18 protein-coding genes are annotated in these 13,208 nt (G+C 55.6%); 6 read left to right on the plus strand and 12 right to left on the minus strand.

Features of this window, described 5'->3' with window-relative positions; genetic code table 11:
- Positions 1–344 precede the first annotated feature (344 nt).
- The gene (locus HWW83_RS25150) at positions 345–887 is read left to right on the plus strand and encodes a gamma carbonic anhydrase family protein (protein WP_033645236.1); all 543 of its coding nucleotides are present in this window, start codon (positions 345–347) and stop codon (positions 885–887) included.
- Between the two features lie 38 nt (positions 888–925).
- Here the strand turns inward: HWW83_RS25150 and aroE are convergent, their stop codons facing one another.
- From aroE to dprA, 5 genes are read right to left on the minus strand one after another with little or no spacing between them, the layout of a single operon-like run.
- A complete protein-coding gene (gene aroE, locus HWW83_RS25155; RefSeq protein WP_060660864.1) occupies positions 926–1,744 on the minus strand; it encodes a shikimate dehydrogenase in 819 nt (272 codons plus the stop codon).
- An 11-nt stretch (positions 1,745–1,755) separates the two neighbouring features.
- Entirely contained in the window at positions 1,756–2,325 is a 570-nt protein-coding gene (gene tsaC / locus HWW83_RS25160) for an L-threonylcarbamoyladenylate synthase type 1 TsaC (protein WP_033645237.1), read from the minus strand.
- 7 nt (positions 2,326–2,332) lie between these two features.
- Positions 2,333–2,878 carry a DNA topoisomerase family protein gene (locus HWW83_RS25165; RefSeq protein ID WP_019456195.1) on the minus strand — a complete coding sequence of 182 codons (546 nt, stop codon included), beginning with the start codon at positions 2,876–2,878 and terminating at the stop codon, positions 2,333–2,335.
- Between the two features lie 25 nt (positions 2,879–2,903).
- Positions 2,904–3,377, minus strand: a complete 474-nt coding sequence (smg, locus tag HWW83_RS25170; protein WP_025160381.1) for a DUF494 family protein Smg — start codon at positions 3,375–3,377, stop codon at positions 2,904–2,906.
- Positions 3,349–4,470 carry a DNA-protecting protein DprA gene (dprA, locus tag HWW83_RS25175; protein ID WP_033652727.1) on the minus strand — a complete coding sequence of 374 codons (1,122 nt, stop codon included), beginning with the start codon at positions 4,468–4,470 and terminating at the stop codon, positions 3,349–3,351. Before dprA ends, smg begins: the two co-directional genes overlap by 29 nt.
- A gap of 133 nt (positions 4,471–4,603) precedes the next feature.
- Between dprA and def the strand changes: the two genes are divergently transcribed.
- From def to mscL, 5 genes are all read left to right on the plus strand, one after another.
- The gene (gene def, locus HWW83_RS25180; RefSeq protein WP_015379260.1) at positions 4,604–5,113 is read left to right on the plus strand and encodes a peptide deformylase; all 510 of its coding nucleotides are present in this window, start codon (positions 4,604–4,606) and stop codon (positions 5,111–5,113) included.
- Positions 5,114–5,130: 17 nt separating this feature from the next.
- The gene (gene fmt / locus HWW83_RS25185; RefSeq protein ID WP_046687909.1) at positions 5,131–6,075 is read left to right on the plus strand and encodes a methionyl-tRNA formyltransferase; all 945 of its coding nucleotides are present in this window, start codon (positions 5,131–5,133) and stop codon (positions 6,073–6,075) included.
- 72 nt (positions 6,076–6,147) lie between these two features.
- Positions 6,148–7,437, plus strand: coding sequence for a 16S rRNA (cytosine(967)-C(5))-methyltransferase RsmB (rsmB, locus tag HWW83_RS25190; protein ID WP_103101982.1), 1,290 nt, complete (start codon positions 6,148–6,150; stop codon positions 7,435–7,437).
- Positions 7,438–7,490: 53 nt separating this feature from the next.
- Positions 7,491–8,867 (plus strand): Trk system potassium transporter TrkA, encoded by a 1,377-nt coding sequence (gene trkA / locus HWW83_RS25195; RefSeq protein ID WP_004929716.1) that lies wholly within the window; start codon positions 7,491–7,493, stop codon positions 8,865–8,867.
- 137 nt (positions 8,868–9,004) lie between these two features.
- Positions 9,005–9,421, plus strand: coding sequence for a large-conductance mechanosensitive channel protein MscL (gene mscL, locus HWW83_RS25200; RefSeq protein WP_033645241.1), 417 nt, complete (start codon positions 9,005–9,007; stop codon positions 9,419–9,421).
- Between the two features lie 58 nt (positions 9,422–9,479).
- Here mscL and HWW83_RS25205 read toward each other — a convergent pair whose 3' ends face one another.
- The 7 genes from HWW83_RS25205 to rpsK form a co-directional block, all read right to left on the minus strand.
- A complete protein-coding gene (locus HWW83_RS25205) occupies positions 9,480–9,686 on the minus strand; it encodes an alternative ribosome-rescue factor A (RefSeq protein ID WP_004929720.1) in 207 nt (68 codons plus the stop codon).
- A 74-nt stretch (positions 9,687–9,760) separates the two neighbouring features.
- Entirely contained in the window at positions 9,761–10,192 is a 432-nt protein-coding gene (gene zntR / locus HWW83_RS25210) for a Zn(2+)-responsive transcriptional regulator (RefSeq protein WP_016930321.1), read from the minus strand.
- Positions 10,192–10,566, minus strand: a complete 375-nt coding sequence (locus HWW83_RS25215; protein WP_176589724.1) for a DnaJ family domain-containing protein — start codon at positions 10,564–10,566, stop codon at positions 10,192–10,194. Before HWW83_RS25215 ends, zntR begins: the two co-directional genes overlap by 1 nt.
- A gap of 148 nt (positions 10,567–10,714) precedes the next feature.
- Positions 10,715–11,104, minus strand: a complete 390-nt coding sequence (gene rplQ, locus HWW83_RS25220; RefSeq protein ID WP_004929726.1) for a 50S ribosomal protein L17 — start codon at positions 11,102–11,104, stop codon at positions 10,715–10,717.
- A 40-nt stretch (positions 11,105–11,144) separates the two neighbouring features.
- Positions 11,145–12,134 (minus strand): DNA-directed RNA polymerase subunit alpha, encoded by a 990-nt coding sequence (locus HWW83_RS25225; protein ID WP_002919219.1) that lies wholly within the window; start codon positions 12,132–12,134, stop codon positions 11,145–11,147.
- A gap of 25 nt (positions 12,135–12,159) precedes the next feature.
- Positions 12,160–12,780, minus strand: coding sequence for a 30S ribosomal protein S4 (gene rpsD / locus HWW83_RS25230; RefSeq protein WP_004929729.1), 621 nt, complete (start codon positions 12,778–12,780; stop codon positions 12,160–12,162).
- 30 nt (positions 12,781–12,810) lie between these two features.
- Positions 12,811–13,200 carry a 30S ribosomal protein S11 gene (gene rpsK, locus HWW83_RS25235; RefSeq protein WP_004929731.1) on the minus strand — a complete coding sequence of 130 codons (390 nt, stop codon included), beginning with the start codon at positions 13,198–13,200 and terminating at the stop codon, positions 12,811–12,813.
- Positions 13,201–13,208 lie beyond the last annotated feature (8 nt).

Below are 13,208 nucleotides of genomic sequence, written 5' to 3' on the forward strand. Positions count from 1 at the left end.
GCAGTGAGTTAGGCGCTTTCGCTTGCTAACTCGAGGTGGCGTATATTACGCTTTCCTCTTTCAGAGTCAACCCTAATTTTCAGGATTTTTTCTCTTTCTTCCCGGCCGCTGTGTGAAGTGAATCACTTGCGCCGTGTCGATGGAGGCGCATTATAGGGATCCGAGTTTTTTGCACAACCCCTTTTTTGATCTTTTCTTTCTGTTTGCACACTTTTCAGCCCTTCCGAGTGGATCTTGTGCGATCAGGGCCATTTTCCGCAGGATCCGGCGCTGCGATTGGTTGTAATTCCATCGTCAGAGTCTAGTATTGCCGGTAAATATGATCCCGACGTGAGGCAAGCACCATGTCCGATGCAGTACGTTCTTATCTTCAATACACCCCCAAACTCGGTCAGCGCGTCTTGATCGATCCTTCCAGCGTCGTCATCGGCGACGTCGATCTGGCGGATGACGTCAGCATCTGGCCGCTGGTCGCCATTCGGGGCGACGTCAATGCGGTAAAGATCGGCGCACGCAGCAATATACAGGACGGCAGCGTACTGCATGTGACTCACCGCTCCGAACATAACCCCGACGGTTATCCCCTGTTGATTGGAGAAGACGTGACCGTAGGCCATAAAGCGATGCTGCACGGCTGCGCCATCGGCAACCGGGTGCTGGTCGGTATGGGATCGATCCTGCTGGACGGTGTAGTAGTAGAAGACGACGTGATGATTGGTGCCGGCAGTTTAGTGCCGCCGGGCAAACGCCTGGTCAGCGGCTATCTCTATATGGGCAGCCCGGCACGCCAGGTTCGGCCGTTGACCGCCGCCGAGTTGGAAGGATTGCTTTATTCTTCGAACAACTATGTACGCTGGAAAGATGAATACCTGTCGGAAGACATCTGACGGACGCCCCGTTCCCTATAAAGAGAACGGGGTTGCATTTATGCCGCCAGTTCGCTGCGCAACTGGCGCAATACCGGCTCAATCTCTGGCATCACTCCATGCCAAAGCAGGAAGGCATGCGCCGCCTGCCCCACCAGCATGCCCAACCCATCGGCATATTCCGTTGCCCCCTGCTGCTGCGCCCAGGCCAGGAATGGCGTAGTGCCCTGCTGATAGAACATGTCATAGCAACGAGTGTGCGCATTAACTACGCCCGCCGGCAACGCCGGGATCTCTCCGCTGATGCCGGACGCCGTCGCATTGATCACCAGTTCGAACGCTTGCTGATCCAATTGATCCATCGGCGCCGCCGAGATCTCCCCCAGATGCCGAAAAGCGTCTGCCAACGCCAGGGCTCGGCTGAAGGTGCGGTTGGTGATCGTTAGCCGACAGCCGAAAGACAGCAGCGGCAGGATCACGCCGCGCGCTGCGCCGCCGGCGCCCATCAGCAGGATGCGATCCTGCGGCCGGATCAATTGCTGACGCTGTAGATCGGTCAGCAACCCGATGCCGTCGGTGTTATCCCCCAACAGCTCGCCATTCGGCAATACCTTCAGGGTGTTGACCGCACCGGCCATCGCTGCGCGCTCGCTCAGCTCAGAAGCGGCCGAATAAGCACGCTCCTTGAAGGGCACCGTGACGTTCGCCCCCAGCCCTCCGGCGCGGATAAACGCCTGCAGGCTGGTTTCAAAACCGTCTAACGGCGCCAACACCGTCCCGTAAGGATGCTCAATGCCGGTCTGGGCAGCAAACAGCGCATGAATTCGCGGCGACTTGCTGTGGCCGATAGGGTTGCCAAATACCGCAAACTTCTCCATGCCCATTACCTCTAGCCCTGACGGATCTGTTCGCCGGTCAGAACGTCTCTGATTTCGGAAGGATTAAGACGGCCACCCACCTTGCCGCGCAATACCGGGAAAGCTTCGCCGAACTGCCGCGTAACCTCATCCGCACTGCGGCATGGCTCCAGCCCACTGAGATTGGCGCTGGTCGACACCAGCGGCTTGCCATACTGCCGGCACAGCTGCTGCACCAACGGATGATCGCTGACGCGCACCGCCAGCGAGCTGAAGCGTCCGGTCAGCAAACGCGGCGTCTCCGGCCGAGCGGGCAAAACCCAGGTTACCGGCCCAGGCCAGCTGGCAAACATCGTCGTGCGCTGCTGTTCGCTGAGCGCACTGTCGTCGATATAAGGCTTAAGCTGTGCATAGTCGGCGGCGATCAAAATCAGCCCCTTTTCCCACGGCCGCTGTTTCAGCGCCAGCAATGCATTGACCGCCTGCTCGCTGTCGGGATCGCAACCCAGGCCGAATACGGCTTCTGTGGGATACGCAATCACCTGCTGTTGATGCAAAGCATCGATGATAGATAAAAGGTTCGGGCTTAATTCTGAGTTCATGATGTGATTATTCTGTAGTCGCGACGGGTTTTCCGCACAGCTTGCTGGCACAGCACAGGACGGGGCCTTTTGCCGTGCGCTTTTCCATCAGCAGCGGATAATGGCAATAGGCGCACTCACCGGCGACAGGTTTAACATTGAGGGCAAACTGGCATTCCGGGTAACGATCGCAGGAATGAAAAACTTTGCCGTAACGCGACTTGCGCTGCAGCAGTTTGCCTTGGCCGCACTGCGGACAGGTAATGGCGGTTTCGTCAGGCTTATCGATCACTTCAGTGTGATCGCACTGCGGATAATCGCTGCAGCCGATAAACATGCCATAGCGCCCCTGGCGCAGCACCAACGTCGCCTGACATTTCGGGCACTGTTGCCCATCCAAGACCTTAACGATATGTCCATCGGCCTGCGCTTTCAGCGGCCGAATATATTGGCATTCAGGGTACTGGGAACAGCCGAGGAAGGGGCCGTGGCGACCGCTACGGATCACCAGTTCGGCCCCGCATTCCGGACAGGGTTCATTTTGCCTGGCGGCAAAAATCGCGTTTTTTGTCATAACGTCTTCTATGCGCGTTATCGGCTCAATGCAGATAACCTTCGTTCACTTCAAACAACAGTTCTTCCATTTGCTGATAGGCGCTTTCATATCCGGGGATATTAAACAGCACCATCAACACGACCCATTTCAGATCTTCGAGATCGAATTCCGCATTATCCAAAGCCATAACGCGGTCGATAACCATTTCACGGGTTTCGAGGTTCAATACCTGAATCTGTTCCAGGAACAGGAGAAAACCACGGCAGCCGGCGTCCAGACGTGCACCTTCTTCTTCGGTGTAGATCCGCATTGCCAGCGGATCGGCATCCATAAAGTAAGGGGCATTTTGACCCTCTTGCAGGTCAGCCAACTTCTCAAGCCAATTCAACGCGTTGTAGATATCATCCCGATGAAACCCCGCCTGAGCGAGATCATCGGTCAGTTGATCCTGATCGACGCGCATCTCTGGTTCATTGTGGATATAAGTTTCAAACAAGTACATGAGTACGTCGAACATGGCTTGCCCTCCTTATTCGGACATAGCCGCCGGGTACAGCTGCGATCCACCCTGCTAACTCCAGCTCGAGTAACTTGATTACCACCACTGGCACAGGTTGGCCGGCACGTTCAGCGACGACGTCAACAGGTGTCACCTCATCTCCTACGTTAGCCAACACATCGCCAAATGGCAATTCAACTTCAGCTTGCGACGCACAAATAGTTGTATTTTCGTTCAGTGACAGCCATTGAAGGCCGCTTCCCAGCAATTCGGCGATATCTTTCGGCCCGGTGACCAGATGCGCGCCCTGCTGGATTAACCAATGCGTCCCCTCACTCATCGGGTTTCCTAATGGCCCAGGCAAGGCGAATACCTCACGCCCCTGCTCCAACGCGTAGCGAGCCGTCACCAGGGTACCGCTGCGCAGCGAAGCTTCTATGACCAGAACCCCCAGGCTGAGCCCGCTGATAATGCGGTTACGGCGTGGGAAATGGTCGGCCAGAGGCAAATCGGTGACTAAATGATCTGAAATCACGGCGCCGCCCTGCTCGACTATCTGCTCCGCGAGCCGGCGGTGCCGGCGCGGATAGATATTGCCTAGCCCGCTGCCCAACACCGCAATCGTGCAGCCATCGGCCGCCAGCGCCGCACGATGGCAAATGCCGTCGATGCCGATCGCCAAACCGCTGGTGATGGTGAAACCGCAACGCGCCAACTCCTCGGCGAAATGGTTCGCCCAACGCTCGCCGTAATGGCTGAACTGCCGGCTGCCGACCATAGCGAGCTGAGGTTGCAACAGCACCCGAGGATCGCCCTCGATCAGCAGAAACAGCGGCGCGTCGTCGATCTGAGCCAGGTTTTCAGGATAGCCGGGCGCCCCATAGTTCAGCATACGGTGCGCCGGCTCCTCCAGCCAACGCAGGGTGGCCGCCAGATAGACGGGATCCACTCGGTTGAACTGTGCCTGCTGCCGTTCGTTCAATCCCAGCTCATGCAACACGCGGCGAGGCTCGCCACTCATTTGCGATAACTGTCGCACGAGCCGACTGGCCACGACGGTCTGTAGCCCCGTGACTCCCCGCATCCGTAAAGCGATCTCTTCCGGCCGCATCGTCTGTTCCCTCAGCAAAAACGGTGGTATTGCCAATCTGAGCAATTGGTGCGCAATGCTGTCAATCAGGTCGGGAAATGTCTAGAATAGAGGTTAAACCTCGTTCATTACTCGGATACAGATCTAAAGATATATGTCAGTCTTGCAGGTATTACATTTCCCAGACGAGCGTCTGCGCAAAGTCGCAGCGCCGGTAAAAGAAGTCAATGCAGATATCCAGCGCATCGTGGATGATATGTTTGAAACCATGTACGCAGAGGAAGGCATTGGCCTGGCTGCGACTCAGGTGGATATCCATCAGCGCATTATCGTGATCGACGTCTCCGAGAATCGCGATCAGCGCCTGGTGCTGATCAACCCGGAGCTGCTGGAAAAAAGCGGCGAAACCGGCATCGAGGAAGGCTGTCTTTCCATTCCCGAGCAGCGTGCGCTGGTGCCGCGCGCCGCGCAGGTGAAGATCCGCGCGCTGGATCGCGAAGGCAAACCTTTCGAGCTGGAAGCGGACGATCTGCTGGCGATCTGCATCCAGCACGAGATGGATCACCTGATGGGTAAACTGTTCGTCGATTACCTGTCGCCGCTCAAGCGTCAGCGCATTCGTCAGAAACTGGAAAAAATGGCCAAGCTTCAAGCCCGCGCCTAACCGATCAGGAAATCAACGTGTCTGACTCTTTACGGATTATTTTCGCCGGAACACCAGACTTCGCAGCGCGTCATCTTGACGCGCTGTTGTCATCTGAGCACCAGATTGTCGGCGTATTCACTCAACCCGACCGTCCGGCAGGCCGCGGCAACAAGCTAACGCCCAGCCCGGTCAAAATGCTGGCCGAACAACACCAATTGCCGGTATTTCAGCCTAAATCGCTGCGCCCCGAAGAGAACCAGCGTCTGGTGGCGGATCTCAACGCCGACGTGATGGTGGTGGTTGCCTACGGGTTGATTCTGCCGCAAGCGGTGCTGGATATGCCGCGTCTTGGCTGCATCAACGTACATGGTTCGCTGCTGCCTCGCTGGCGCGGCGCGGCGCCGATCCAGCGTTCGCTCTGGGCCGGTGACAGCGAAACCGGCGTGACTATCATGCAGATGGATGTCGGTCTCGATACCGGTGACATGATGCACAAGATCGCCTGCCCGATTGAGAGCAGCGATACCAGCGCCAGCCTCTACGACAAGCTGGCGCAGCTCGGCCCGCAGGGCATGCTGACGACGCTGCGCAAAATGGCCGACGGCAGCGCCACCCGCGAAGTGCAGGACGAGTCGCAGGTCACCTACGCCGAGAAGCTGAGCAAAGAAGAAGCTCGCCTGGATTGGACACTGTCCGCCGCACAGCTGGAGCGTTGCATCCGCGCCTTCAACCCTTGGCCGATAAGCTACTTCACCATCGATGAGCAACCGGTGAAAGTGTGGCAGGCCAGCGTAATGGCGGAAAGCGCCAACGCGGAGCCGGGCACCGTTGTCCATGCCGACAAGCACGGCATTCAGGTGGCGACCGCCGACGGTATCCTCAATCTGATCCAACTGCAGCCCGCCGGCAAGAAACCGATGTCGGCGCAAGACCTGTTAAATTCACGTCGTGAATGGTTTACCCCGGGTAACCGGCTGTAAGTCACCCCACTGCCCGGCCGTTCATCGCCGGGCCGTTATTTTCTTAATGCCGATCGTTATCAGCTTCAGCCTATGAAAAATAATTACAATCTCCGCAGCATCGTTGCCAAAGCCATCGGCCAGGTGCTGGATCAAGGGCAGTCACTGAGTACTGTCCTGCCGGCGCTGCAAACCTCCATCAGCGATAAAGACCGCGGGTTGCTGCAGGAACTGTGCTTCGGCACGTTACGCGTACTGCCGCAGCTCGAATGGTGCATTCAGCAATTAATGGCCAAACCGCTGACCGGCAAGCAACGTACACTTCACTATTTGCTGATGGTCGGCTTGTATCAGCTGCTGTATACCCGTATCCCGGCGCACGCCGTACTCGCAGAAACCGTGGAAGGTGCGGTGGCGCTGAAACGCCCACAGTTAAAAGGTTTGATTAACGGCGTCTTGCGGCAATTCCAGCGCCAGCAGGAAGAACTTCTGCAGCGCGCCGCCAACAATGACAGCCGCTACCTGCACCCGAGCTGGTTGCTGAAACGCATCCAACAGGCTTATCCCGCCAACTGGCAACAGATCGTCGACGCCAATAACCAGAAGCCGCCGATGTGGCTGCGCGTCAACCGCCTGCATCACACCCGTGAGGCTTACCTGCAGCTGCTGACCGACGCCGGCATCGCCGCAGAGCCTCATGCAGACTATGCCGACGCCGTGCGGTTGCTGGCACCTTGCGCCGTGACCGATCTGCCAGGGTTCGCCGACGGCTGGGTCACTGTGCAAGATGCCTCAGCCCAAGGCTGTGTTGATCTGTTGGATCCACAAGACGGTGAACAGATCCTCGATTTGTGCGCCGCGCCCGGCGGCAAAACCACGCATATTCTGGAAGCGGCGCCGAAAGCACAGGTTATGGCCGTCGATATCGACGAACAGCGTCTGGCGCGGGTGAAAGAAAACCTGCAGCGTCTGCGTTTGCACGCAGAGGTTAAACTGGGCGATGGCCGCACACCGCAGCAATGGTGCGGTGACAAGCAGTTCGACCGTATCCTGCTGGACGCGCCTTGTTCGGCCACCGGCGTGATCCGCCGTCATCCCGACATCAAATGGCTGCGCCGCGATCGCGACATCGCCGAACTCGCCGCCCTGCAAGCCGATATCCTGGAGGCCGTCTGGCCGCATCTGAAATCAGGCGGCGTGATGGTTTACGCAACCTGCTCTATTCTGCCGGATGAAAACAGTAGTCAGATCGCCGCGTTCTTGCAGCGCCATGCCGATGCCAAGCTGGTTGAAACCGGCGATGCGCAGCGGCCGGGACGGCAGAATATCCCGCATCCCGAGGACGGCGATGGCTTCTTTTACGCTAAGCTGATTAAAATGTAATTCTTCAGGGTGCCCACGCGCCCTAAGTCTTTCAGTGTGAAGCAGAGAACACGATGAAAATAATTATTCTTGGTGCCGGGCAGGTTGGCGGGACGCTGGCGGAAAACCTGGTAGGTGAAAACAACGATATCACCGTCGTCGATACCGACTCCGGCCGGTTGCGTCAGCTGCAGGATAAATTCGATCTGCGAGTGGTTCAGGGACATGGTTCTCACCCCCGGGTGCTGCGCGAAGCTGGCGCAGAAGATGCCGACATGCTGGTCGCCGTCACCAACTCCGACGAAACCAACATGATCGCCTGCCAGATCGCCTATTCTCTGTTTAATACCCCCAACCGTATCGCCCGTATCCGCGCGCCGGAATATATCCGCGAGTCGGAGAAACTGTTCCTGCCGGAAGCGGTGCCGATCGACCATCTGATTTCGCCGGAGCAGCTGGTCATCGACTATATCTACAAGCTGATTGAATACCCCGGCGCGCTGCAGGTGGTCAACTTCGCCGAAGGCAAGGTCAGCATCGCCGCGGTTAAAGCCTATTACGGCGGCCCGCTGGTCGGCAATGCGCTCTCTTCGATGCGCGAACACATGCCGCATATCGACACTCGCGTCGCCGCCATTTTCCGCCAGGATCGGCCGATTCGTCCGCAAGGCTCGACCATTATCGAAGCCGGTGATGAAGTGTTCTTCGTTGCCGCCTCACAGCACATTCGCGCGGTGATGAGCGAACTGCAACGGCTGGAAAAACCTTATAAGCGCATCATGATCGTCGGCGGCGGCAACGTCGGCGCCGGCCTGGCCGCCAAGCTGGAGAAAGACTATAACGTCAAACTCATTGAGCGCAATCAGCAACGTGCCGCCGAACTGGCCGAGCAGTTGCACGATACCATCGTGTTCTACGGCGATGCCTCCGACCAGGAACTGCTGGCCGAAGAGCACGTCGAGCAGGTGGATGTCTTCATCGCCATCACCAACGACGATGAGGCCAACATCATGTCGGCTATGCTGGCCAAGCGCATGGGCGCCAAGAAAGTGATGGTCCTGATCCAGCGGCGCGCCTATGTCGATCTGGTGCAAGGCAGCGTGATCGATATTGCCATTTCTCCGCAGCAGGCAACCATCTCCGCGCTGCTTGGGCATGTGCGCAAAGCGGATATCGTCAGCGTCTCGTCACTGCGCCGCGGCGTAGCGGAGGCGATCGAAGCGATTGCCCACGGCGATGAAAGCACGTCCAAAGTGGTTGGCCGCATCGTTGAAGATATCAAGCTGCCACCGGGTACCACCATCGGCGCTATCGTTCGTGGCGACGACGTCATCATCGCTAACGGCAACAGCAAAATCGAACAGGGCGATCATGTCATCATGTTTATTACCGACAAGAAATTCGTGCCGGACGTTGAACGCCTGTTCCAACCGAGCCCGTTCTTCTTGTAGAACGAATTTATTTGGCGATGGTCTATAATCGCGTAGTTGTTCTCTGCCTTGAGAGGAGATAAAACTTCTCTCCTTTTGTGGCAAAGGGAAATTGCTTTGTTAAACTTGAGTTATTAATTCTGCAAGGGGTGCGTTCTATGAGTATGTTGAAAGAGTTTCGCGAATTTGCCATGCGCGGCAACGTGGTCGATCTGGCCGTCGGTGTGATTATCGGTGCCGCGTTCGGCAAGATTGTTTCATCCTTCGTCGCTGATATCATCATGCCTCCGCTGGGCTTACTGATCGGCGGTGTCGACTTTAAACAGTTCCATCTGGTATTACGTGAAGCTCAGGGCGCCGTACCGGCGGTGGTAATGAACTACGGTTCATTCATCCAAACCGTATTTGACTTCGTGATTGTCGCCTTCGCCATCTTCCTGGCGATTAAATTGATGAACAAAATGCGCCGCAAACAAGAAGAAGCTCCGGCAGCGCCGCCAGAACCTACTGCAGAAGAGAAACTGCTGACGGAAATCCGTGATTTGCTGAGCCATCAACAGCAGCCAAAACTGTAAGACAGCATTTGGTTATGCCAATAAAAAGCCACCGGATGAAGGTGGCTTTTTTAATGCCTTAAAACCAGAAGGCCAGTGGTAAATTATCGTTTGATAGTTTGCCACTGGCCTCCCAGTTACCGCCTTTGTTGTGTTTTTCTTTACGTCGATAGCTGCCTTTGCCTTTCACATTCTTTTCTACCCGCTGACGGAATAGCGGGTCATGCAGCAGCGCCTCAATGGCGTTATCTTGAATCTGGCCTTTGGTGTGACGATATTTCGTCATGATAATGCTCCTGTAAAATATGAGGGATAAAACGGGGCGATAATACTGCCGGCGATATAAAAATTAAAGTGCCGTCAGCAACCTTTTTTGCCTTTGTCATCGCTGGCGCCCTGTTCCAAAGCTTCCAGGATCGAACAGTAGTTGCTGGTATGGGCGGTACCGCAGCAGGCGTCGCTCAGCCGTTTCAACGATTCACGCATCCGGGTCAGCTCCGCCAACTTGCTTTCCACTTCGCTCAGGCGCGCATCAACGATAGACTTCGATTCCTGGCAGGTGTGATGTTCCGGATCGACCCGGATCGACAGCAGCTCGGCGATCGTTTCCAGAGTAAAGCCCAACTGCTTGGCATAGCGGATAAAACGCAGCCGCTGCAGATCCTGCTCGGTGTACAGCCGATAACCACCTTCAGTACGGACATTGTGATCCATCATGCCCTGCTTTTCATAGTAACGCACGGTATCCGGCGTCACTTCGGCAAGCTTGGCCAACTGACCTATCTTGAACATTACTTCTCCTCTCGGGTGAGTTTACCGTCCAGCGCACGCTGATATTCGCCATGCAAGAAGTCCGTGCTCATTCCAGCGTGACGCAACCGATGTTCCAGCAGCGCCATGCGCTTGCTGAGATCGACATAGTCCGGATGCTCACTGTTGATCCCTTGCAGTAAGTGAGCAACGGTTAATGCCTCTTTGCGATCTTCCAGCGCCGGCGGCAGATAACCGGCATTTTTCAGCAGGCGGTAACTGGCGCGTAGCTCAGCAGGCACCGCGCTGTCATCGTCCAGCACGAGCGGTTGTCCCTGGCCGGGCAGATTGTCGAACTCGCCTTTATCCTGGGCATCAAGGATATGACGTTCCGCCCATTGGTCGAGCAACCCCATAACAGACAGCCTCAGTGAGCTTATTGAATGAGTCTAAGCATAACGGATAGGAGCGGGGATCTTAAGCTCGGCGGGGGAATTGAGCACATTTGGCTGGATTTGGACGTAAAAAAACCGGGCAAGCCCGGTTTTTTTACGCGTCTACAGATTACTCTGCAGTTGCTACTTCTGCTTGAGACTCAGCACGATCAACCAGCTCGATGTATGCCATCGGCGCGTTGTCGCCTGCGCGGAAGCCACACTTCAGAATGCGAGTGTAACCACCGGCACGGCTCGCGAAACGCGGGCCCAGCTCGTTAAACAGTTTTGCCACGATCTCGTTATCACGAGTACGGGCGAATGCCAGACGACGATTAGCTACGCTGTCGGTCTTGGCAAGAGTAATCAGCGGCTCAACAACGCGACGCAGCTCTTTTGCTTTTGGCAGGGTCGTCTTGATGATCTCATGACGAACCAAAGAGCCGGCCATGTTACGGAACATAGCCTGGCGATGGCTGCTGTTACGGTTCAGTTGACGACCACTCTTACGATGGCGCATGACCTTATCCTTCTCAGTAAAACCTTAACCTGTGATCCGGTTACTCGTCAGCAATGCTTGCCGGCGGCCAGTTTTCCAGGCGCATGCCCAGAGACAGACCACGTGAGGCCAGCACGTCTTTAATCTCGGTAAGAGATTTTTTACCCAGGTTTGGCGTTTTCAGCAACTCAACCTCGGTACGCTGTACCAGATCACCGATGTAGTGGATAGCTTCTGCCTTGAGGCAGTTAGCAGAGCGGACAGTCAATTCCAGATCGTCAACAGGGCGCAGCAAGATCGGATCGAATTCCGGTTTCTCTTCTTTAACTTCCGGCTGACGTACATCACGCAGGTCAACGAAAGCTTCAAGTTGTTCAGCCAGAATGGTGGCCGCACGGCGGATCGCCTCTTCAGGATCGATCGTGCCATTGGTCTCCATCTCGATGACCAGCTTATCCAAGTCAGTACGCTGTTCTACACGCGCAGCTTCAACATTGTAGGCGATACGCTCTACAGGGCTGTAGCAGGCGTCAACCAACAGACGACCGATTGGGCGCTCATCTTCTTCCGAATGAATTCGGGCAGAAGCCGGCACATAACCGCGACCGCGCTGAACTTTGATACGCATGCTGATAGCCGCGTTCTCATCAGTCAGGTGGCAGATCACGTGCTGAGGCTTGACGATTTCGACATCACCATCATGGGTGATGTCGGCAGCGGTCACAGGGCCAATGCCAGATTTATTCAGGGTAAGAATAACTTCGTCTTTGCCTTGAACTCTCACCGCCAGCCCTTTCAGGTTGAGCAGGATCTCCAGGATATCTTCCTGTACGCCTTCTTTGGTGCTGTACTCATGCAGTACACCATCAATCTCAACCTCGGTCACCGCGCAACCCGGCATAGATGAAAGCAGAATACGGCGCAGTGCGTTGCCAAGAGTATGGCCAAAGCCACGCTCTAAAGGCTCAAGGGTCACCTTGGCGTGCGTCGAACTGACTTGCTCGATATCTACCAGGCGCGGTTTTAGAAACTCTGTCACAGAACCCTGCATTGTGTCCTCTCTTTGGTACTAAGCTTTACTTGGAGTAAAGCTCGACGATCAGGTGTTCGTTAATGTCCGCAGACAGATCGGTACGTTCAGGCATACGCTTGAACACGCCTTCCATCTTAGCAGCATCAACTTCCAGCCAAGTCGGCTTTTCACGCTGCTCAGCCAGCTCCAGAGAAGCTTTAACACGAGACTGCTTTTTAGCTTTCTCGCGGATGCTGACTACGTCATTCGGAGATACCTGATAAGAAGCGATGTTAACAACGCGACCGTTTACCATAACTGCTTTGTGGCTAACCAGCTGACGTGACTCTGCACGAGTAGCGCCGAAGCCCATACGGTAAACAACGTTGTCCAGACGACCTTCCAGCAGCTGCAACAGGTTTTCACCGGTGTTGCCCTTCAGGCGGGTTGCTTCTTTGTAATAGTTACGGAATTGACGCTCCAGAATGCCGTACATACGGCGAACTTTCTGCTTCTCACGCAACTGAACACCGTAATCAGACAGACGCGGTTTACGCGCACCGTGCTGACCAGGTGCTTGTTCAATTTTACACTTGGAATCGATCGCGCGAACGCCAGACTTAAGGAACAGGTCTGTGCCCTCACGACGGCTCAGCTTGAGCTTAGGACCCAAATATCTTGCCATTTTCTTTCTCCAACAATCCTAAAAGCTGCGTTACACGCGGCGCTTTTTCGGCGGACGACAACCGTTATGAGGGATCGGAGTCACATCAGTAATATTAGTGATGCGGAAACCAGCCGCGTTCAGAGCGCGGATAGTAGACTCACGACCAGGACCAGGTCCTTTAACCATAACTTCCAGGTTCTTGATACCGTATTCTTTTACTGCGTCAGCACAACGTTCTGCTGCAACCTGTGCTGCGAACGGAGTGGACTTACGAGAACCACGGAAACCGGAACCACCGGCTGTTGCCCAACCCAAAGCATTACCCTGACGATCAGTGATGGTAACGATGGTGTTGTTGAAAGAAGCATGGATATGAGCCACGCCGTCAGAGACTTGCTTTCTTACACGCTTACGTGTACGAACAGGTGCCTTTGCCATTATTCAAT

It is taken from the genome of Serratia ureilytica (assembly GCF_013375155.1).
In the GTDB taxonomy this organism is placed as follows: domain Bacteria; phylum Pseudomonadota; class Gammaproteobacteria; order Enterobacterales; family Enterobacteriaceae; genus Serratia; species Serratia ureilytica.

What these genes read in the sequence shown, in the direction of transcription:
- HWW83_RS25150 (WP_033645236.1), top strand. Translation starts at nt 345, where the DNA reads ATGTCCGATGCAGTACGTTCTTATCTTCAATACACCCCCAAACTCGGT.
- aroE (WP_060660864.1), bottom strand. Translation starts at nt 1,744, where the DNA reads ATGGAGAAGTTTGCGGTATTTGGCAACCCTATCGGCCACAGCAAGTCG.
- tsaC (WP_033645237.1), bottom strand. Translation starts at nt 2,325, where the DNA reads ATGAACTCAGAATTAAGCCCGAACCTTTTATCTATCATCGATGCTTTG.
- HWW83_RS25165 (WP_019456195.1), bottom strand. Translation starts at nt 2,878, where the DNA reads ATGACAAAAAACGCGATTTTTGCCGCCAGGCAAAATGAACCCTGTCCG.
- smg (WP_025160381.1), bottom strand. Translation starts at nt 3,377, where the DNA reads ATGTTCGACGTACTCATGTACTTGTTTGAAACTTATATCCACAATGAA.
- dprA (WP_033652727.1), bottom strand. Translation starts at nt 4,470, where the DNA reads ATGCGGCCGGAAGAGATCGCTTTACGGATGCGGGGAGTCACGGGGCTA.
- def (WP_015379260.1), top strand. Translation starts at nt 4,604, where the DNA reads ATGTCAGTCTTGCAGGTATTACATTTCCCAGACGAGCGTCTGCGCAAA.
- rsmB (WP_103101982.1), top strand. Translation starts at nt 6,148, where the DNA reads ATGAAAAATAATTACAATCTCCGCAGCATCGTTGCCAAAGCCATCGGC.
- trkA (WP_004929716.1), top strand. Translation starts at nt 7,491, where the DNA reads ATGAAAATAATTATTCTTGGTGCCGGGCAGGTTGGCGGGACGCTGGCG.
- mscL (WP_033645241.1), top strand. Translation starts at nt 9,005, where the DNA reads ATGAGTATGTTGAAAGAGTTTCGCGAATTTGCCATGCGCGGCAACGTG.
- HWW83_RS25205 (WP_004929720.1), bottom strand. Translation starts at nt 9,686, where the DNA reads ATGACGAAATATCGTCACACCAAAGGCCAGATTCAAGATAACGCCATT.
- zntR (WP_016930321.1), bottom strand. Translation starts at nt 10,192, where the DNA reads ATGTTCAAGATAGGTCAGTTGGCCAAGCTTGCCGAAGTGACGCCGGAT.
- HWW83_RS25215 (WP_176589724.1), bottom strand. Translation starts at nt 10,566, where the DNA reads ATGGGGTTGCTCGACCAATGGGCGGAACGTCATATCCTTGATGCCCAG.
- rplQ (WP_004929726.1), bottom strand. Translation starts at nt 11,104, where the DNA reads ATGCGCCATCGTAAGAGTGGTCGTCAACTGAACCGTAACAGCAGCCAT.
- HWW83_RS25225 (WP_002919219.1), bottom strand. Translation starts at nt 12,134, where the DNA reads ATGCAGGGTTCTGTGACAGAGTTTCTAAAACCGCGCCTGGTAGATATC.
- rpsD (WP_004929729.1), bottom strand. Translation starts at nt 12,780, where the DNA reads ATGGCAAGATATTTGGGTCCTAAGCTCAAGCTGAGCCGTCGTGAGGGC.
- rpsK (WP_004929731.1), bottom strand. Translation starts at nt 13,200, where the DNA reads ATGGCAAAGGCACCTGTTCGTACACGTAAGCGTGTAAGAAAGCAAGTC.